The organism is Methylobacterium sp. J-092 (genome assembly GCF_022829325.1).
Classification (GTDB): domain Bacteria; phylum Pseudomonadota; class Alphaproteobacteria; order Rhizobiales; family Beijerinckiaceae; genus Methylobacterium.
Genome location: NZ_JAKSXU010000188.1, coordinates 1 through 18,402, shown reverse-complemented (window position 1 = coordinate 18,402; position 18,402 = coordinate 1). Strand labels below are relative to the sequence as shown.

Annotated in this window: 16 protein-coding genes and 6 pseudogenes; 10 read left to right on the top strand and 12 right to left on the bottom strand. The window is 62.5% G+C overall.

Annotated features, from left to right (window positions below):
* The 3 genes and pseudogenes from MKK60_RS22845 to MKK60_RS22835 form a co-directional block, all read left to right on the top strand.
* Window positions 1-334, top strand: a 334-nt coding sequence (locus MKK60_RS22845) for an autotransporter domain-containing protein (RefSeq protein WP_243988691.1), incomplete at its 5' end; no start/stop codon positions are given.
* Between the two features lie 77 nt (window positions 335-411).
* Window positions 412-1,002: an invasion associated locus B family protein gene (locus MKK60_RS22840; protein WP_243988690.1), complete on the top strand. Its 591-nt coding sequence runs from the start codon at window positions 412-414 to the stop codon at window positions 1,000-1,002.
* A gap of 104 nt (window positions 1,003-1,106) precedes the next feature.
* Window positions 1,107-1,313, top strand: a pseudogene (locus MKK60_RS22835) (SOS response-associated peptidase); the annotation flags it as partial.
* Between the two features lie 391 nt (window positions 1,314-1,704).
* On the opposite strand, the gene MKK60_RS22830 reads toward MKK60_RS22835, so the two are convergent.
* On the bottom strand, window positions 1,705-2,676 hold the full coding sequence (locus tag MKK60_RS22830; protein WP_243988689.1) for a helix-turn-helix domain-containing protein: 972 nt from the start codon (window positions 2,674-2,676) through the stop codon (window positions 1,705-1,707).
* A gap of 601 nt (window positions 2,677-3,277) precedes the next feature.
* A complete protein-coding gene (locus MKK60_RS22825; RefSeq protein ID WP_243988688.1) occupies window positions 3,278-3,457 on the bottom strand; it encodes a hypothetical protein in 180 nt (59 codons plus the stop codon).
* 132 nt (window positions 3,458-3,589) lie between these two features.
* Here MKK60_RS22825 and MKK60_RS22820 point away from each other — a divergent pair, with 132 nt between their 5' ends.
* The gene (locus MKK60_RS22820) at window positions 3,590-4,156 is read left to right on the top strand and encodes a MucR family transcriptional regulator (protein ID WP_243988687.1); all 567 of its coding nucleotides are present in this window, start codon (window positions 3,590-3,592) and stop codon (window positions 4,154-4,156) included.
* A gap of 281 nt (window positions 4,157-4,437) precedes the next feature.
* A complete protein-coding gene (locus tag MKK60_RS22815) occupies window positions 4,438-4,935 on the top strand; it encodes a DUF892 family protein (protein WP_243988686.1) in 498 nt (165 codons plus the stop codon).
* Window positions 4,936-5,384: 449 nt separating this feature from the next.
* Here the strand turns inward: MKK60_RS22815 and MKK60_RS22810 are convergent, their stop codons facing one another.
* Window positions 5,385-7,745, bottom strand: a complete 2,361-nt coding sequence (locus MKK60_RS22810) for an EAL domain-containing protein (RefSeq protein WP_243988693.1) — start codon at window positions 7,743-7,745, stop codon at window positions 5,385-5,387.
* 194 nt (window positions 7,746-7,939) lie between these two features.
* Between MKK60_RS22810 and MKK60_RS22805 the strand changes: the two are divergent.
* Both MKK60_RS22805 and MKK60_RS22800 read left to right on the top strand, forming a co-directional pair.
* Window positions 7,940-8,338, top strand: a pseudogene (locus MKK60_RS22805) (DUF4113 domain-containing protein); the annotation flags it as partial.
* 139 nt (window positions 8,339-8,477) lie between these two features.
* Window positions 8,478-10,436 (top strand): annotated as a pseudogene (locus tag MKK60_RS22800) (AI-2E family transporter).
* Window positions 10,437-10,542: 106 nt separating this feature from the next.
* On the opposite strand, the pseudogene MKK60_RS22790 reads toward MKK60_RS22800, so the two are convergent.
* Window positions 10,543-11,361: pseudogene (locus MKK60_RS22790) on the bottom strand (ATP-dependent RecD-like DNA helicase); the annotation flags it as partial.
* Between the two features lie 20 nt (window positions 11,362-11,381).
* Between MKK60_RS22790 and MKK60_RS22785 the strand changes: the two are divergent.
* A complete protein-coding gene (locus MKK60_RS22785) occupies window positions 11,382-11,939 on the top strand; it encodes a hypothetical protein (protein WP_147841248.1) in 558 nt (185 codons plus the stop codon).
* A 120-nt stretch (window positions 11,940-12,059) separates the two neighbouring features.
* Window positions 12,060-12,434 (top strand): VOC family protein, encoded by a 375-nt coding sequence (locus tag MKK60_RS22780; protein WP_147841249.1) that lies wholly within the window; start codon window positions 12,060-12,062, stop codon window positions 12,432-12,434.
* 243 nt (window positions 12,435-12,677) lie between these two features.
* Here MKK60_RS22780 and MKK60_RS22775 read toward each other — a convergent pair whose 3' ends face one another.
* From MKK60_RS22775 to MKK60_RS22765, 3 genes and pseudogenes are all read right to left on the bottom strand, one after another.
* On the bottom strand, window positions 12,678-13,544 hold the full coding sequence (locus MKK60_RS22775; RefSeq protein WP_147841250.1) for a DUF4238 domain-containing protein: 867 nt from the start codon (window positions 13,542-13,544) through the stop codon (window positions 12,678-12,680).
* Complete coding sequence (locus MKK60_RS22770; protein ID WP_243988685.1) at window positions 13,541-14,023, bottom strand: hypothetical protein; 483 nt, start codon at window positions 14,021-14,023, stop codon at window positions 13,541-13,543. The genes MKK60_RS22775 and MKK60_RS22770 overlap by 4 nt, the downstream gene beginning before the upstream one ends.
* Window positions 14,024-14,040: 17 nt before the next feature.
* Window positions 14,041-14,333, bottom strand: a pseudogene (locus MKK60_RS22765) (hypothetical protein).
* 29 nt (window positions 14,334-14,362) lie between these two features.
* On the opposite strand from MKK60_RS22765, the pseudogene MKK60_RS22760 reads away from it, so the two are divergent.
* Window positions 14,363-14,776, top strand: a pseudogene (locus MKK60_RS22760) (DUF4113 domain-containing protein); the annotation flags it as partial.
* Window positions 14,777-15,050: 274 nt separating this feature from the next.
* Here the strand turns inward: MKK60_RS22760 and MKK60_RS22755 are convergent.
* The 5 genes from MKK60_RS22755 to MKK60_RS22735 form a co-directional block, all read right to left on the bottom strand.
* The gene (locus tag MKK60_RS22755; RefSeq protein WP_243988684.1) at window positions 15,051-15,170 is read right to left on the bottom strand and encodes a helix-turn-helix domain-containing protein; all 120 of its coding nucleotides are present in this window, start codon (window positions 15,168-15,170) and stop codon (window positions 15,051-15,053) included.
* A 79-nt stretch (window positions 15,171-15,249) separates the two neighbouring features.
* Window positions 15,250-15,525 carry a recombinase family protein gene (locus MKK60_RS22750; RefSeq protein ID WP_409567442.1) on the bottom strand — a complete coding sequence of 92 codons (276 nt, stop codon included), beginning with the start codon at window positions 15,523-15,525 and terminating at the stop codon, window positions 15,250-15,252.
* Window positions 15,526-15,886: 361 nt separating this feature from the next.
* Window positions 15,887-16,420 carry a hypothetical protein gene (locus tag MKK60_RS22745; protein ID WP_243988683.1) on the bottom strand — a complete coding sequence of 178 codons (534 nt, stop codon included), beginning with the start codon at window positions 16,418-16,420 and terminating at the stop codon, window positions 15,887-15,889.
* Between the two features lie 549 nt (window positions 16,421-16,969).
* Window positions 16,970-18,142: a PIN-like domain-containing protein gene (locus MKK60_RS22740; RefSeq protein ID WP_243988682.1), complete on the bottom strand. Its 1,173-nt coding sequence runs from the start codon at window positions 18,140-18,142 to the stop codon at window positions 16,970-16,972.
* A partial coding sequence (locus MKK60_RS22735) for a CDP-diacylglycerol diphosphatase (RefSeq protein ID WP_243988681.1) occupies window positions 18,132-18,402 on the bottom strand: 271 nt, incomplete at its 5' end. The genes MKK60_RS22735 and MKK60_RS22740, both read right to left, overlap by 11 nt.

Sequence of the window (18,402 nt, the reverse complement as noted above, 5' to 3'; positions counted from 1 at the left end):
CGGCTACGACATCCAGACCGCCACCGCCGGCATCCAGGGCCAGCTCGTGCTCGGCGATGCGTTCGGGGACAACCGTCCGCTCGTCGCCCGCGGCCTGATCGGCTACCGCCGGGCCTTCGGTGACGTGGTGCCGGCGGCGCTTCTAAGCTTCGGCGCGGGCGGCCCAAGCTTCACCGCCGCGGGCGTGCCGATCGACCGGGACGCGCTGGTGACCTCGGCCGGCCTCGACTGGCAGGTGACCTCGGCGGCCACGATCGGGCTGAACTACACCGGCCAGGTCGGCCCCCGCGCCCAGGACCACGGCGTCAAGGGCAACTTCAACGTCCGGTTCTAGGACCGGACCATCAGACACATCACGGCCCGCGCATCCCTTTGCGCGGGCCGTTCTCATTCGAACCAGCCGAGTCCGTCATGCCTGCGATCGTTCCCCGCCTCCTCGCCTTCGGCCTACTCTGCAGCGCGACCGCCGCGGTCCCGGCCGCTTTCGCGCTCGCGCAGGCCGGCAAGCCCGCGCCTGCCGTCCCGGCCAAGCCCGCCCCGGTGCCGACGGAGCCTGGCAGCACCACGGCGAGCTTCGGCGATTGGGTGCTGCGCTGCCAGCGCGGCGGCGATCGGCCGGTGCGGATCTGCGAGGCCGCCCAGACCATGCAGGTCCAAGGTCAGGCTCAGCCAATCGCCCAGATCGCCATCGGCCGGGTGTCGGCGGGCGAGCCGCTACAAGTGACCGCGATCCTGCCGCCCAACGTCGCCCTGCCGAGCAGCGTGCGGGTGCTGACCGACGAGAAGGACACGACCGGCTTCGAGCTGGCCTGGCGCCGCTGCCTGCCCGGCGGCTGCGTGGCGGAGGCGAGCGTGCGCGAGGATGCGCTGCGCCGCTGGCGCGGCTCGGCTGAGCCCGGACGCATCACCTTCAAGAACGCTGCCGGTCAGGACGTCGCCATCCCGCTCTCCTTCCGCGGGCTTAGTCAGGCCCTCGATGCGCTGGCCAAGGAACCGGCGTAGGCTTTGAGTTGCAGAAACCCGCTCCCGGAGTGCCCCGGAACGCGTTCGGCCGCCGGATGTAGCCGACGACCGTGCACGGCTCTCGGTGACCGGACTGATTCATGACGGGCGTGCGCGACCTGAAGCCCGACGAGCCGGTCGAGGAGGAACACCGGCTCTACGCCTTCCTCAAGACGGAGGCGAACGGCGTCGTCGGGCCGGTGCATTCAAAGGCGATGCCGGTGCTTTTGACCACGCCCGAGGAATCGCGCACTTGGCTGAAGGCGCCGGCGGAGGGGGCATTGCAGCTTCAGCGGTCGCTGCGGGACGCCGAGATCATGAATCCTGCCCCGAAGGCGCCTTCACGTCCGGCCACCTCTGGATGGCGGCCCTGTGCGGCTTCATCCTCGCCGTGGTGGTGGTCGGGGTCTTGCGCGACCTGGCCGCGTCCCGAGATCCGCCGCCCGAAGGGTGAGGCCCCTCAGCCTCGTTCCTCCCTACCTCAGCCCGCCCGGCATCAGCCGCGGCGGGCTTTTTCGTGCCCGCCCCCCTACCGCCCAGCCTGCCACACCGGCACGCCAACAGGCAACCCTGGACGATCCCGCCGGTAGGTCTGGTTCCCGTACCGGATCCAGGTGTCGCCGATCGCCTCGAAGCGACGCGCGTTCATCGACAGCGTGCTACGACATTCACGATGCAGTGGGCGGTATTGTCGGAGGCGTATTAGTAAAGCGTCCTTGTCGACCGAAGAAGGATATCCTCCACGCCGGCCTGCATATTGTCGTTGGTGCGAGCCCGCCTAAGCTCAATCCTATACTGTCCGGGCGGGAGGCCAAATGTTGCGGCAAAAGCACGGTTACAATGACTGTCGCTATTAAAGCCGTAGTCATAGACTAATTTGCCGATACCACGCCCTTCATTCGAATTCGATAAAGCACGACGTAGGTCATTCAGCCGCTGCTGTTGAATGAAGCGTCTGACTCCACCCTCTACGCTGAACAAGCGGTAGAGGACTGAACGCGAGGAGCCGATTCCGGCGGCTATCGTCTCCGCATCGAGTTTCGGGTTTGATAGCTGCGCCGCGATGAATGCCTGAGCTCGTCTACGTCGTATAGTATCCGCAGCTTCTGTCGAGAGAGTTCGGTTTGATGCTGGTACGCCTTTAGGAGCCAGCCCGAGTAGGTTGATAGTGGCAGAGGCGATGTGCCCTGTCGGATCGGCGGGCAAGGGCGTAGAAGGCTGGGTCAACGAGCTCAGCAATCCGGCAACCAGTCGACAGGCATCCGCCGATAGAACGGCGCCGTGGATTCCAGTCAGATCGGGCAGCACCTCCTCAACATCGACGCGCGCAAGCTGCACCGTCACAATGTCTGCATGGGTTCTAAATTGCGATACGTGCGGGAGGCTCGTATCCAGCACGGCTATTTCGCCGGGCTGTAGCCGATGTTCGGCACCCGGTGGACCGGATACGAAATCGCCGGCTCGGAGGAGGTGGAGCGTGATGTGGTCAAACCCATGACGACCAACGCACGCCCAGGTCCGGTTTTGCACGACGCCCCTTACGCGCCTCTCGTGCAGGATCATGCGCGGAAGCTGGATGACGTTAACTTTGGCTTTGAAGCTTTCGCCGATCCGGGACAGATCGGCGACCCCGCCGTAGAGGCGATGGTATGCATCGAAGCGTTCAACTTCCAATTGCGGTCCTTCGACAGCTAAGATCCGAGTGGTTAAGCTCGCCGCATCAGTTCACAGCAACGCTGCGTTTCCACAATGCGTAGACCACTCAAGCGACGAAGTGATTCACATCAATGTGATGCTGTGAGGCTCGCCGGATGTGGGCCGGCGGCGATGGGTGCACGTGCGAGGCGGTTCAACGCGTGAGCTGCTCTTCGTCTACGACCCATTCAGGGACTCGTCGGCACTCACTCGGTGGATGCGGGATAACCAAACCACCGGATCCCTCCTCCCAGCGCCCCCCTACCGCGAAACCTGTCGTAGGGTCGCCGAGTAGGTGAAGCATGACGCAGTCCGATCGTGCTCGAATCGACCTCGCGTCCGCTAAGCCGGACACCCTCGACGGTATATCGGAGGGGGAGTTCGTGAAGCGATGGAAGGCTCTCGTCGGCGAGCCCCCGGCCGTCATGCTGAGCAGACGCGCCGACATGGTGAGGGTGTTGGTGGAAAGCGTGCCGCCCGCGACGACCGCTGGTGCACCCGCACTGTTTGGTAATCGGACGGTAGCAGAGAAATGGGTGGCGTCAGGCGCTACCTGCCACGTACCTTCTCGGTAGCTCCCTCAGACCTGCCGCGGCTGCTGGATGGTCAGGGCATCGGCGAACGGTCTCGACACCACATGCCGTCCGGACGGATCGCAGATCTCGACCGTCCAAGCCGACCAGTCGAGCCACTTCTTATGCAGCATCAGGTTCAGGGTGATCCTCAAGGCGTGAAGCCGTATCGCCGCAACCATCTGCAACAGGTTGCTCCATAAATCGGCAACGAATTCAAAATCGCTCGTGTGTCAGATTTGTATCAGCATTTGGCAGTGCGTTTCCACCGCATGTGTCTTGACGGAGCTTTGGTGGGGATAGAGCAATAGATCCACTTTATGGAAGGGATCGTCGTGGACGAACAATTCGAAGCTCAATCGAACAACTTCATGGAACTCGCTGCCAACCTTGTCGCTGCCTACGTGTCGAACAACAGCGTGCCGGCGTCGGAGCTTCCAAAGATCATTGCCAGCGTGCATGCCTCCTTGTCCGGTCTCAGCAATGGGGCGGTTGCCGAGCCTGCCGGGCCTGAGAAGCCGACACCGGCCCAGGTCAAGAAGTCGATCCGCCCTGAGGGTTTGGTCAGCTTCATCGACGGCAAGACCTATCAGACCTTGAAGCGCCACCTGACGGGCAACGGCCTGACGTTCGAAGAATACCGGGCGCGCTACGGCCTGCCGGCCGACTACCCATCGACCTCTGCCAACTACTCCGCCAGGCGCTCCGAGCTGGCCCGCGCTCTCGGCCTCGGCCAGCAACGGCGTAAAGCGGCCCCCGTGGCTGCCATTGCCGATGAGACGGTCGCTAAGGCGCCCAAGACCCGTGGTCGGAAGCCCAAGACCGGAGGAGCGTCCGAGGCGGCTCCGAAAGTACGCGGGCGTAAGAAGGTCGCTGAGACGGCCTAACGCCGCTCAGAGCCCCGTTCCGGCACATCACGGTGCCCGTCACGGTGATGAGATCCTAACCAAGCGCCGCCATCCTACAACTGGGCCATGTAACGCGTATCGGCCTCGCTGGTGAGATCCGGGGTTCCCCCGCCCCGTGAGCGGATCGGGACGGGGCCGAACCGTCGTCGCTGTCACTGTCCTGCGTCACTCCATCCGGTTGAATGCATCTGCCACGGCGAGATGTGCTGTCCATGAAATTGTCGGGCGTACCAAACGCGCCGCTAGTCAGGGATCAGCACATGAGCAACGTCAAAGCTGCGATGGATGTCTACCTCAATGGCCTCCGCAATCAGCACGCGGTTGAGATGCAGGCCGTTGGAACGCTTCAGAACGAGATGCCTCGGATGGAGCCCTACCCGGATCTGTATGCGAAGATGAAAGCGGATCATGAGCGATCGGTCACGCAGGCCGCTCGCCTTGATGATCTTCTCGCCAAGCATGGATCGAGCAAGTCGGTCATTAAGCAGGCCGTGACGGGTGCCGTCGCGACCGTTGCTGGGTTCATCCACGCCGGCTCCGACGACGAGGTTCTGAAGAACGTCCTCGCGGCGATCGGCTTCAAGGCCTACGAGATCAGCTCCTATAAGGTGTTGCTCGTACTGGCTGATGCAGCAGGAGCGAGCGACGACAAGTCGGTTCTAGAGCAATCGATGAAGGAAGAGCAGGAGATGGGCGACTGGCTCGGCAGCAACTTGCCGAACATCACACAAGCCTACCTCGCCCAAAAGTCTTCATAAGGCTTCGACACTTTCCCCCGCCGACCTGTGATCGGTCCGGGCGGCGGGGATCAAGCAGTCTGCTGCGTCATCCACCCTATAGGCTCTCGGCCAGATCCTCCGGAGCTGGACGGGCGGCGACAGGCTGCTCTGAACGGAGCGGTCTTTCTCCAACGAGCCGTGCCCCCTTAAAGCGGCTGAGACCGGCCGATTGCCCGAGCGAACGGTACCCTCTCGACGGTCGATCCGGACTGGCCGACCAAGCGCGACATCTGCCTAGGGCTGGGTGCGATGTGGTGCCGAGCCGCCGAGCATCCAGGAGGCGACCTGCCGGTGCTCGGAACCTCCGGCTCGACCGCTGTGCTCCAACGTCTGCGGGACGAGGCGGTCGCGCGGATCGCGGCCGGGATCAACGCGTTAATCATCGCAGCGCCCTTCTGCGAAGGAGCCCGCTTCGGGGCTGCTGATACCTAAGCGGCGGCCTTCATGCCGTCGAGGAAGCTAAGGAAGTCCACGTACGGGAGGGGGCGGCTGACGTGATAGCCCTGGACCTGCGTGCAGTCGGCCGCAGCGACGAACGCGTACTGTTCCGCGGTCTCCACGCCTTCCACGGTGGTCGTCATTCCGAGGCACGTCCCCATGGTGATGATGGCCCGCACGATCGCCGCGCTCTCTGGATCCTCCGGTAGCAAGCGAACGAACGAGCGGTCGATCTTGATCTTGGAGAAGGGAAAGCGACGCAGGTAGCTCAGTGAGGAGTACCCTGTGCCGAAATCGTCCATAGCGAGGCTGACGCCGAGCGTCTTAAGTCGTTTCAGCATTGAGAGCGTGCGATCCTCGTCGTCGAGCATGACGCCTTCCGTGATCTCAAGCTCCAGCCGTTCCGCCGAAAGGCCGGTCTGATCGAGGACGGAGGCGACCGTCTCCGCGAGGCGGTCGTCGCGAAACTGAACGGGCGAGAGGTTGACGGCAACCTTAATCGTGTTCGCCCAAGTCATCGCCTGCGTGCAGGCCGTGCGCAGCACCCAGGCGCCCAACGGGAGGATCAGACCGGTCTCTTCGGCCAGGGGGATGAACTCGACGGGTGGAATCAGGCCGCGTTCGGGATGACGCCAACGAACCAGGGCTTCGGCTGCAGTGACCGTGCCCGTCCCAGCATCGACAAGGGGCTGGTAATGAACTTCGAACTCGCCGGTGTCCAAGGCGCGGCGCATGTCGGCCGCCATGCGCGTGCGCGCCAGCATCCGTTCAGCAAGCTCCAGCTCGAAGAGGCTGAAGGTTCCTTTGCCTTCGCCCTTGGCCTTGTACAGGGCGAAGTCGGCGTTTCGCAGAAGCTCTTCGGGCTGGGTGCCGTCCAGGGGGGCGATCGCGACACCGATGCTTACGCCGATATGGACGAGCTGCCCGTCGAGCAAGAAGGCACGGTCGATGGCGTTGACGAGAGCTGCGGCGACGGCCCGCACGTGATCGACGTCGGGAAGATCCAAGAGCAGGATAGCGAACTCGTCGCCGCCAAGACGCGCGACCACGTTCGTTTCGGCGACCATCGAGCGCAGACGCGCAGCGACCTTGCGTAGGAGCTCGTCGCCCATGCCGTGGCCGAGGGTATCGTTCACGAACTTGAAGCGATCGAGGTCGAGCATCAGCACCGCGAAGCCGTCTCCACCGTTGCGCACGGCGGCGGCATGGTGATCCAGCAGATCGCTGAACCGTGCCCGATTGGGCAATCCGGTGATGGTGTCGGTGAAAGCGAGTGTGCGCAGCCGTGCCTCCGAGCGCAGGCGTTCGCGCTGGTCGCGGAAAGCGATCACGGTCTGGCGCTGGTGCCCCAGCGAGATGTCCTTCCGCACGACGCGGACGGGAACATACCCGCCCTCGGCATCGACGAGCTCGACCTCGCGTTCCTCGTGCTCCGGCAACTCGGCCAAGACGAGACCAGGCAGCAGTCGCTTCAGGTTGCGCCCGACCAACTGTGCCTGGCTCAGACCAGCCATCTGTTCGAGGCTGCGGTTTGCCGTGGTGATCGTCTCGCCGTCGCAGACAGCCAGGCCTTCGAGGGCGAGGCTCGCCAGCTCCCGTAGGCGCGCGCTGTCCCGGCGCATCTGCGCTCGCGCGTTCAGTGCCGAACGCAGGCCAAAGAAAGCAAGGCTGAGCAGACCGAACGAGACGAGGGCGATGATCGGCGCGATCGTCTCGGGGGCGATCGCGGTGGCAGGAAGCGCCACCGTCGGATCGTAGACGATGGCGATCGCGGTCATCCCAGCAAGGTGAAGGACGACAATCGAACCGAAGAGCAATGGGCCAGCGAAACGACGTAGGGCGCGATTGCGTTCGCCGGCCGCAACCATCGCGACGCCGAACAGGCCAAGGCTGATAGCGACGGACGGGACGATGAAATACCAATCCCATCCGACGTGCCCGGTCACCCGATATGCAGATTGTCCGACGTAATGCAGGGCCGTGACCCCCGAGCCCAGGATCACACCGGCCACGAAGCGACGTGATCGGGCACGCTGGCCGATGGATAGACCGACCCCAACGCCGATCCCGCCGATCACGAGGAAGAGCGAGATCGCCGTGAGGACGGGCTCGAAGCCAGCCAGCATGCCAGGCTGATAGGCGAGTAGGGCGATCATGTGCGTCGCCCAAGCCGTACAACCGGCGGCGACGATACTGACGATGCCCCACTTGCGCCGCAGCACCCCCTCGGAGCGTGCGGCATGAGCCGCAATGGCGGACGAAGCATAAATACCTACGATGCATACCGCTCCGGCGAGCAACAGAAGTTTCTCGTTGTGGAAGGCTGCAACACAGCTAAAAATTGCATTCATCGTCACCTCGCCACTTCAGCTGAGGCGTGAGAGGTTAAGTGTTCTGGTAATGGGCGCCGAAAAAGGTGTCTGATGCCGACCGTGTGCATCATGCCGCAGGTCGTGTTTCGAGCCTCTGCGCGCGAAAGTGAAACCCAACGTGAGCACTCGCTGTCGCGTGCCGTTTCCTTGGGGCGGGCCATGGCAGAGCAGGCGATCTCGGCGCGCCGATGCGCTCGGTCTCGACCACCGTGACGCTGCCGGAGGCGACGAACGACACGCTCGCTCTGATCAAGGCAGCGCGGCTTGGCGTCGCGAAGACCTGGCGCGAGCCTGGCGCCCGGCCGTGGCGGTTCAGCAAGGCCGGGATCGTCACTACGGACCTGATGCTGCTCGACGCCAGCCCACGCGCCCTGATCGGGCAGCTCGACCGCGCGCTCTCCGGTCCGCTGATGCCGGCGATCGACGCCTGCAACGCCCGCTTCGGCCGCGGCAGCGTCGTTCCGGCCCGCGCTGGGCTCGTCGAGAAGCGGACGTGGAGCACGAAGTTCGAGATGCGCACGCCGCGCTACACGACGCAGGTCAGCGAGCTACCGGTCGCGGTGGAGGACTAAGCCCGATCAACCAACGCCATCATCGCGTGGGCCACCGGGCCTCAAGGCCTGGGGTATAAAGGATACGGGACGAAATCTCGTCACTGGCGTTGACGGCGGTGCGCCCTGCGATCGCGTCGGGCTTCCAGGAAACCGCCGTATGCCGACCAGCGCGACCGAAGCTCCGAAGCCGCCTGCCCAGGTACCGCCGCCCCTTGTCCCGGGTTTGCGCGGGCTCCTGACCCTTGCGGTCGGCGTGGTGCTGGTGGCCGCCCTGTACTTCGGTCGCGAGGTGTTCATCCCCCTGGTGCTGGCGGTGCTTCTCAGCTTCGTCCTGGCCCCGGTAGTCAACCTCCTTCGTCGGATCAAGCTTGGACGCGTGCCTTCCGTTATCGTCGCGGTGCTGCTGGCACTCGGCGTCATCGGTGGCATCGGCGCGGTCATCGGAACCCAGGTCGCGGGGCTTGCCGGCAACCTGCCGCAATACCAGGCCACCGTGCAAAAGAAGTTCGCTGGGCTTCAGCAGGGTTGGCTCGGCGAGGCCAACAAGGTCATCGCGAAGTTCAGCCAAGAGGTTCACGACGCCACTCAAAAGGCGGATGCCGCAGGGACCACGGCCGCGACAGGCCCCGCGGGCGACACGCCGAAGGCTCAGTTGGTCCGCGTCCAGGAACCTGAGATCTCCCCGTTGGCGCTGGCTGAGAAGGTGCTTGGCCCAATCTTCGAGCCCCTGACCACGGTCGGCATCGTGCTCGTCGTGGTGGTGTTCCTGCTGCTCCAGCGCGAGGACTTGCGCAACCGGATGATCCGCCTGTTCGGGTCGAGCGACCTGCACCGCACGACGGTGGCGATGGACGATGCCGCGGGCCGGCTCGGCACCTATTTCCTCGCCCAGCTCGGCATGAACGCCGCTTTCGGCGTCATCGTCGGCGTCGGCCTTTGGATCATCGGCGTGCCCAACCCCCTCCTGTGGGGCGTGTTCTCGGCGCTGATGCGCTTCGTGCCTTACATCGGCGCTTTCATCTCAGGAGTTTTCCCGGTCGCCCTGGCAGCCGCGGTGGACCCGGGCTGGTCGATGGTCATCGCGACTGCGGCGCTCTTCCTGATCGCCGAGCCGATCTTCGGGCAGGTGATCGAGCCGCTGCTGTACGGTCACTCGACCGGGCTCTCGCCCTTCGCGGTGATCGTCTCGACCTTGTTCTGGGGCTTCCTCTGGGGTCCCATCGGCTTGATCCTGGCCACCCCGTTCACCGTTTGCCTCGTTGTGCTCGGCCGTCACGTCGACAGCTTGGAGTTCTTCGACGTTTTGCTCGGTGACCGCCCGCCACTCACCCCGGTGGAGAACTTCTACCAACGCATGCTCGCCGGTGACCCGGACGAGGTACGGGAGGTGGCCGAAGGCATGCTGAAGGATCGCTCGCTGTCCTCGTACTATGATGAGGTGGCGCTGAAGGGCCTGTAGCTCGCCGCCAACGACTTCGCGCGCGGGGTCGTTACCCCCGCCCAACTGGAAAACATCCGCGCTTCCGCCCGTTCGCTAGTCGAGGATTTCGAAGGCCACGACGACGTTGAGCCGGCCGTCGATGCCAAGGCGGTCAATCCGTCCGACACCCCGACGCTGGCCGAGAGGACGCACACGAAGACCGAGGCGGTGCCGGCCCAGGCCCCGCCGCGGGATGCACTCCCAGAGGCGTGGCGCGGCGAGGCGCCGGTGTTGTGCCTTGCCGGACGCGGCCCGCTCGATGAGGCCTCCTCGGCGATGTTGGCGCAGCTACTGCGCAAGCACGGGCTCGGCGCGCGCGTGACGCCCTATCAATCCGCCTCGCGCGAGGGCATCCGCGAGCTCGAACTCTCCGGCGTAGCGATGATCTGCATCTCCTACCTCGACATCACCGGGAACCCATCGCACCTGCGCTACCTGCTGGAGCGGCTGAAACGACGGGCGCCCGGCGTACCCGTGCTAGTCGGCCTGTGGCCCGTCGGAGAAGAGGTTCTCACCAATGCTGCGCTCGGCCGGCAGGTTGGGGCGGATGCCTATGTTTCTTCGCTACGCGACGGCGTGGATGCTTGTTTGAGTGCTGCCGGTAAGGCGGTCGTCGACAGAAGCGCGGCCGCCTGACCTGTTCGAACCGCGCTTGCTGCTGTGCGTCGTAGGGCTTCTGCTGACCACGCCGGAGGAGTGGCGCACGTGGCTTGAAGGCGCCGGCGGAGGGGGCATTGCAGCTTCAGCGGCCGCTGCCAGACGCCGGTATAATGGAGGTTGCTCGTGGATCGCGTAGCGATGGCACCTGATTTGGCCCAGCCAGCCATTCCCGTAGCTTCGTCCAGCGTCGCTTCACACTGCCACCTCGAACTGCCATGCCGATCGCCTTGCGCTGACCGATCAGCACGACGAGCTGCTTGCCGCGGGTGACGCCGGTGTAGAGGAGGTTCCTAGCCAGCATGTTGAAGTGCTGTGTCACGATCGGGATCACCACTGCGGGATACTCCGAGCTCTGGCTCTTGTGGATCGTGGTGGCGAAGGCCGGTACCAGCGTGTCGAGCTCGCCGTAGGGGTAGACGACTTCCCGCCCGTCGAAGGTGACCACGACCGCGCCGTCCTCCTCGTCGATGCGCGCCACCATGCCCAGATCGCCGTTGAAGACGTCGCGGTCGTAGTTGTTCTGGGTCTCCATGACCCGGTCGCCGGGGGCGAAGCGCCAGCCAAAGCGCTCGATCTGCTGAGCCGGGTTCGGATTGAGCACGCGCTGGAGCTCGTGGTTGAGGTTGCGCGATCCAAGCGAGCCACGCAGCATCGGCGTCAGGACCTGTACGTCGCGGATCGGATCAAGACCGAACGAGCGCGGGATGCGCTTGGTCACGACCTCGATCAGCTTAGCGACACCGACGTCAGGATCGTCGATCTCGATCAGGTAGAAGTCGACCTTCTCGCCCGGCTGTGGCCGCTCCGGCATCTGGCCCTGATTGATGCGGTGGGCGTTGACGATGATCCGGCTCTCGGCTGCCTGCCGGAACACCTCGGTCAATCGCGCCACCGGCACGCGGTCAGCCGGGACCGGGAAGCATGGCCAAGCCAGCGCCGGATGTCCGGGCCGCAGAGGACGAATACAGCCGCGGCTTGCTCGACTTCACGGCCGATGCCGTTGCCCTCGATGCCGCTCGCCGTGTGGCCGCGGTACGGCTCGACCAGGCGCAGGCGCTCTGTAAGGCCTTCAGCGAGAAGGAGGTCGAGGCCCGGGCTCGCGATGCCGAGTTCGCCCGTGTCGAGCGCTACGAGGCCGCTCGCGCCCAGGCCGACGATGCTCGCCGGGCACTCGCGGAGATGTACCCCCAGCTCGCCGGAGATCTGGTCTCGCTTCTCCGTGTTGCAGCCGAGGCCGAGCTGGCTGTGAAGGCGGCCGATGCCGACCTTCCCCGCAACGCGATCCCGCTCGCCAACGTCGAGGGCAACGACGGCGCCAACTTCCACGACCGGGCTATCGAGGCTCATGGAGCACTGAACGATCCCGAAGCTCAGCGCCAGGCGGGCTCAGAAGCTCAGCGCAGAGCCGCCTTGGTCCTTAGCACGGTCGGTTGCGGCTGGAACGGCAAGCAGGTCTTTATGCCTCGCCCAGAAGAATGACAGTCGATGCCCCGGCCGACCCTGCGGTCCGGGGCTTCCGGGCGGCCGTCATGCCGTTCAGCCGCTCGTCTCCGCGCTCGGCAGAAGCTATCTCTGCCGGCCGCCTTGTGGAGACGAAGCATGTTCACTCACGTCATGATCGGCAGCAACGACCTGGCGCGGGCCCAGGCCTTCTACGACGCCACGTTCGCCGCGTTGGGCGGCAAGCCCGGTGAGATGGATGCCAGGGGTCGGCTGATCTACGTCTATGATGGCGGCCGGCTGATGGTCACGACGCCGATCGACGGCAAGCCGGCGACCGCGGCCAACGGCGGGACCATAGGCATCGCCGCCGCGAGCCGCGATCACGTCCTTGCCTGGCACGAGGCCGGCAACGCGCATGGCGGCACCGCGATCGAGAGCCCGCCAGCCGAGCGCCCCAACGGGTCGTTCGTGGCCTACCTGCGCGATCCTGATGGGAACAAGCTGACCGTGCGAACGCAGCCGGCGAAGTGACGTGGATCGGCGGGCAGGGTGGTGGGGCGGAGATCGGACCGCCAAGCCGGCCTGACGCCGCTCGGCGCCCCGTCCTGGCACAGGGGCGATCGTCCTGCGCAGGTGCCGGCTTAACCGCGGCGCGGCATCCTGCATCAGGGCCGCGTCGCGTATCGGCCCACGCTGGTGAGATCCGGGGTTCCCCCGTCCCATGAGCAGATCGGGGCGGGGCCGAACCGTCGGAGGCCTCCGCCGCCGTGCGGGTCAGGATCGCGGTGGTAGGCGCCGGACCAGCGATCGCAGCAGATCCCGAGACGAGGAGGCGATCGTGTTGCTCAGGTGTGCGAGTTCACCGTTCACCTTCCGGATGGACGCATCGTGCGCAATCCCGATGACCTGATTAAGGTGTCGGACGCCATAGGACCCGATCGCCACATCCGGTGCAATTGGTAGCCAAAGCTCTACATCGGGGTCGCCGAGATCCCGCCGCCCGCTCCGGGACATGAGGCGAACCACTGGGTAGCTGGCCAGGATGAAGCGTCGGTCAGGCCGGGTGATGCGAGCAATCGATAGACCCCGTGCGTCCAGTGCTTCCACGATGGTCGGGGAAAGTGACATCAGCGCTCCCATCCGAGCGGAGCGTTCGAAATCTGCCAAGCTGCTCGGCGACAGGTGCCGCTCGCGTTCTTCTGGCTGTATGGCGCCGTGGATACCCTCCCATGTGGCGATCGACTGCTCGGCGAGGTCGCGCATGGGGGCATCGAACGACAGGCCCCGGAAGAACTCTGGGCATCGCTTGAGTTGAACGTGGAGGAATAGGAGGAGGATCGCCCGCTCGTCTTCGGTGAGATCCCAGCCACCGCCCGCATGGACGTGCTTCACGATGCGATCGATGACAGGGTCTGCCGCATTCTCGACCGCTCCGAGCGTGCGCTCGACGAGATCGCTCGGCGCTCCATCGGGACCTGTCACCGTGTAGAGGTGGCGCTCCTTGAAGATGCCGGCCGGTGCGCTGCGAAAGTAGCCGCGTTCCGGCCAGCGCCGGTCGTACACCCACAACATGCCGGCAGCATCGGCGAACCGCTTCTGCAGCATTTTCGGGATGAAGTGCTGCCCGGTAGGAAAGCTCATGATGCCGGCGCCCAACGCAAAAGCGGCAGGACCTCTCGGCACGTTGCTGCCATCGCGTCGTCGACGCGCACGGCATCAACGCCGCCCTCCAGGCATAAGACGGCGATGTGCCCCCCGATTTCATCGTCGATGGCGAACAGGCCGAGGACGTTTTCTGTCGACTGGATCTGATCGGGCATGCGGATGACCCGAGCCTTCTTCCCGTAGGTCAGCGCTCCGTGCTTCAGCGCGGCGGAGGCGTCGCGGATAGCAGCGTAGCCGGGACAGCGTCCAGCAAGACGGTCCCGGAACCCTTCGTCGCCCTTCAGATCGGCAACCTCGGGGTGCCCTGCGGCGCGTAGATGCTCGAGCAGGATGCCCACAAGAGCGTCGAGAGTGAGGATCGCGTTGACGACCAAGCGCATGTCGTCTGGCGCGGCCTCCACAGCATGGATGTTCGGGATGACAACGGTCTCGAAGAAGAGCAGGGGCTTCGTCATGACCGTCTCCTCAGCGATCAGGAGCGCCGCCTCACGCCGCGCTCGGCTCGTTGATCCGGCGCGGCCAGCCCGGCTTCCGCGAGCGGTAGTGCGCCGACAGCAGAACGGGATCGCGCAGCGCCGCCCGGCACACCATCGTGACAGTCGCAAGCTACCACCTTCGGCGCCGCAGTGCTGGGCATCCGGCCAGCCATGGCCTGCGCCTTCTTCAGCGCCCCGCTCTCGGTCCGCACCACCTCGCGGTCGCAGGGCACCAAGCGCTTGCGCTTCACCACGAAGGTCTGACCACGAACGTCGTCTTCTTTCCCATCGCCCCCCCGCCGACCCAGCCCGGTCGGGCATACCAGCGAGCACGACCGCGGCGCGCCGATGCGCTCGGTATCGACCACGGTGGCGTTGTCGGAGGCGACGAACGACACGCTGGCCCTGATCAGGGCGGCCCGGCTCGGCGTCGCGAAGATCTGGCGCGAGCCCGGCGTCCGGCCCTGGCGGTTCAGCAAGGCCGGGATCGTCACCACGGATCTGATGCGGCTCGACGCCAGCCCGCGCGCCCTGATCGGGCAGCTCGACCGCGCGCGCTCCGGGCCGCTGATGGCGGCGATCGACGCCTGCAACGCCCGCTTCGGCCGCGGCAGCGTCGTCCCCGCCCGCGCAGGCCTCGTGGAGAGGCGGTCCTGGAGCACGAAGTTCGAGATGCGCACGCCGCGCTACACGACGCAGGTCGGCGAGCGGCCGATCGCGGTGGCCGGCTGATGGAGCGCCTGTGTGACTTACGCGGGCGCCGACTCGTCGTCGAGTGCCCGCCGTGCAAGCGGCGCGGCACCTACGACCTGGCTCGCCTCCGGCAGCGGTTCGGCGAGCACGCCGACCTCTACGACGTGTATCTCCGCCTGACCCAGACGTGCGGTCATCAGCAGGCGGCAGGCACCCGGCAGCCGAACCAGTATGGCCGGACGTGTCGCGCTGCGATCGGCGTCGAGGGTAGCGACGGGCGCACAGGCTTGCGGTCGCGCACCTGAGCGGCGCCTCATGCTTCGGCTTTGAGCCGAGAGATCGTGCTAAGGCTGACGTTAAAGCTCCGGCTAACATCGGCGCGGCTCTGACCGGCATCGCGCCGTGCCACGGCCTCCCTGCGCTGATGAAGCATGAGCTTGTGCTTCGGGCCGGATCGGATGCTCGGTTCCGGTGCCCGCTTGAGCCTCTCCCCTGTCCGGGCCCGGATCAACTCATACTCGAACTCGACCAGCCACCCCGAGGATAATCAACATGAGCCGGCCGTGCGCCGTGGTCGTGTCGGCCCAGGCATCCGCTAGGGAGCGGAAGCCTGGGCCGCGCCCTGTGATCTCCTCCAAGACGTTGAGGAGGTCGCGTATCAACCGGGCAAGGCGATCGAGGCGGGTGACGATCGGCACGTCGCCCTCGACAAGGTGGTCAATTGCTCGCTTGAGCGCGGCGCGGTCCGCACGCAACTCGCTGGAGGTCTCTCGACGTCCTTTGTGCACCCTCCCCCGTCAGGCGCTCGGCCTGTGCTGCCAGGCTCCGATCGTCCGTGGAGACGCGGGCGTAGCCGTAAATTATGCCTCATCCGTGCACAGGGATTTCCCACGAAAAATGAAGCGCGAGCACAGTAGGTTGGGTTCCATGCACAATCCCATAATTGTGCACGATCTCTTGTGGGTACGACGCGGCTATTTGCCGGCGTAACGATGTATATTGGTTGTGCTTTTGCGTCGCCGTTCGCTAGATCAGGCTAGAAATTTAATCTTTAGGGGGTCCATATGGTGTGGTGGGCTGCTTGAGAGCAAGCGGCTAGTAATTATATGCAAGACAATCTATCGCTATTATAATCAAATAACATAGAGTCTACCGCATAGCAGATTGATTTGTAACTTGCCGACCCCAAAAATCGACAACATCCAATAGTACTTGCTTCATATCAGTTGCAGATCCGTCCGAGTGTTTGATGATGGCGCGAGCGATCAATTGTTTGCCGCGCTCGCGCTCGGCAGGGTCTGGCGTGCTCATCTCCGCTTGCATAGACAAGTCCGAGATCACGTGCTTAGACCCGTTGCAAATTGATCTACAGATTTGGACTGAAGAGCATTCCCTCTCCGCCCAGTCTTGAATATCCCCTAACTCCATCGAACGACCTCTGACACCAAGGAATGCTTTTATGTTTACGCTATGTCGGTCGTGACTGGTAATTCCCGTCCATACCCACTCGCACATGTGCCACGCAGTGATGGCGCCGTTGATAGCAGCGTCCCGCCGATCATCAGTTTCATTTGCGTTGAGGTATCGTTGGTATTCGCGGTAGAGCTTCCAGGCCATACTAGCAGCATTATCCAGACCAAAGCTGGAAGATGCGCTCCAGATCGTTGTATGCATGACAGTCATTCGCCAACTTCCTATGTTACAAACGCGACTGCTTAGCACCCATCGTGCCGCTTGACTACGTTGCGGATAATCGTAGATACGAATGTGTAGAATTTCTATTTAAATGCAGTAAAATATAATTTTGGCTAAGGCTAGTCTCAAAGCCTGCTTATATTGGATGCTCGCAGCCGCATTTTCAGAGCTGCTGAGACGGCTGGTTCTCTCATCTCGTCGATAAGAGAGTGGTCGGCTTCAGCCTCATGCTAGAAGCGTGACCGGCCCTGTCGAGTATGCGCGGTCGGTCGTGAGCAGAAAGACAACGGTGGATCGGGATATTAGCTTAGCTAGTGCGCATTCCATGGAACGTGCACGGTCTGCTTTGGAGTAGTAAGCGGACGTTGAACTGCGCCTTAAGTAAACAAAGTTCACAAGCGAACAGATTTCCTGAATTATTCGATCAACCGCTGGTGGACTACTCGATTTTAAGAGCAATTTTATTATATACCAATCTTTCAAGATAGGCATGGTCTTGAAAGATCAATGATATTTGTATACTGCGAATTGAATAAATCAGTCTAATTCGGGGTGCAAGAGCATATTGTCTGAAATCGGATTGGTGCGCCTTCCATTAAAGTACTTCTCTTGACCGCTAGGCTCTTCATCGGCCATCATGGCCTCTATATAATCTTGAGTATAACGAATATCTGTTCTTGCATTATCAACAAGATACTCCAGATTGGCCTTCTTATGATGCAGTTCCCCTGAATTATTCGAGTCGTCTCCCAGCGAGGCATAGAACTTTGCACTCGCTTCAGCAGACTTAACCTCGTACACAGCAAGAAAATTTTTAAGGCGCTCTAGTCGCTGCTTTTTACTATCGATGTCTTTGTTTTTTATTTCTGTAAGTGTAGATCCTTTAATATTGATCAGTTTTCTTGCATGAGCGACCTCCAGAAATGCGCGTAGTTTATACATCCAAAAATTTTTGCCTGTTTTTGATCTAAATTCTTTAATTAGTTCAGGCCGTGGCATTTCGACTATTGCGCCCTTGGTGGCCCACCAATCCTCTTTTTCATCATTGGTTATAAATATAATGGGCATTCTAAGGTGCCCTGAGAGAGCTATCATCTCAAACCAAACAACAAGGTCGCCAAAGTTATTTTTACCCTTATCTTTGTCCATATATCCCGGCGGTATTCGCAGATTAAAACGCCTTTCTGCAGCTATGGAAACTTTATCAATATCTAATTGTGTTTTAACATGCTGACCAAATAGGCCTTCGATTTTTCGTAAAATAAGTACGTGCTCTTGCTTTGCCTTGTTTTCATACTCGTCTAAATCATTTTTATGCATATCACGGAGACTTGCAATAGTTCTTTTCAGCTCGTCTTTATATTTCTTTAGATCAAGCAGAGGATTTTTTATCTTTCCTTCGATGCTATTAGAGGGAGCTAAAAGCGTTTCCTCAAGTTTATTGATGTATGATAGTACGGTACCAAATTGCTTGGCACCTCCCTCCTTAACTCTTTCGTGATTGCGGTAGAACTCGATTCCAACTTGATGTAATAGAAATAACCTGTCACGAAGCGCTTCAAATGCAAGTATAATTTCTGCTGCTGCAGTTGCCTCATATTCAAACAAACTTAGTAGAGCGCTTGAGTCTGGTACGATGAACGCAGATTGCCAAAGATCTTCTATTTCTTCAGCAGTCGGCGGATCAAATTCTGGATATTTATCTCGCATAAACCCCGTAGCCTTTAAACACTGGTTGAGCCAGGATGGCTAAAAATCTCGTGTGATCCATCAGGTCCTCGGCGCTCGCCCGCGGCGCCCGGTAGGCCAGCACGTAGTAGCCGGGATCCGGATCGCCGGCCGGGGTCGCGACCGCCGCGAGGCTGGTCTGCCGCAGGTCCCGACGCCCCGGCAGGCGGACGAGCGCCGCGAACGGGTTGAAGCGTTCCGCCTCGGCAGCCGTCACCCGCAGGGCGAGGTAGCGGTCGCCC

Excerpts from the sequence above, each read along its gene's own strand:
- MKK60_RS22840 (WP_243988690.1), top strand. The coding sequence starts at position 412 with ATGCCTGCGATCGTTCCCCGCCTCCTCGCCTTCGGCCTACTCTGCAGC.
- MKK60_RS22820 (WP_243988687.1), top strand. The coding sequence starts at position 3,590 with ATGGAAGGGATCGTCGTGGACGAACAATTCGAAGCTCAATCGAACAAC.
- MKK60_RS22815 (WP_243988686.1), top strand. The coding sequence starts at position 4,438 with ATGAGCAACGTCAAAGCTGCGATGGATGTCTACCTCAATGGCCTCCGC.
- MKK60_RS22810 (WP_243988693.1), bottom strand. The coding sequence starts at position 7,745 with ATGAATGCAATTTTTAGCTGTGTTGCAGCCTTCCACAACGAGAAACTT.
- MKK60_RS22785 (WP_147841248.1), top strand. The coding sequence starts at position 11,382 with ATGGCCAAGCCAGCGCCGGATGTCCGGGCCGCAGAGGACGAATACAGC.
- MKK60_RS22780 (WP_147841249.1), top strand. The coding sequence starts at position 12,060 with ATGTTCACTCACGTCATGATCGGCAGCAACGACCTGGCGCGGGCCCAG.
- MKK60_RS22775 (WP_147841250.1), bottom strand. The coding sequence starts at position 13,544 with ATGAGCTTTCCTACCGGGCAGCACTTCATCCCGAAAATGCTGCAGAAG.
- MKK60_RS22770 (WP_243988685.1), bottom strand. The coding sequence starts at position 14,023 with ATGACGAAGCCCCTGCTCTTCTTCGAGACCGTTGTCATCCCGAACATC.
- MKK60_RS22755 (WP_243988684.1), bottom strand. The coding sequence starts at position 15,170 with ATGCTTCATCAGCGCAGGGAGGCCGTGGCACGGCGCGATGCCGGTCAG.
- MKK60_RS22745 (WP_243988683.1), bottom strand. The coding sequence starts at position 16,420 with ATGACTGTCATGCATACAACGATCTGGAGCGCATCTTCCAGCTTTGGT.
- MKK60_RS22740 (WP_243988682.1), bottom strand. The coding sequence starts at position 18,142 with ATGCGAGATAAATATCCAGAATTTGATCCGCCGACTGCTGAAGAAATA.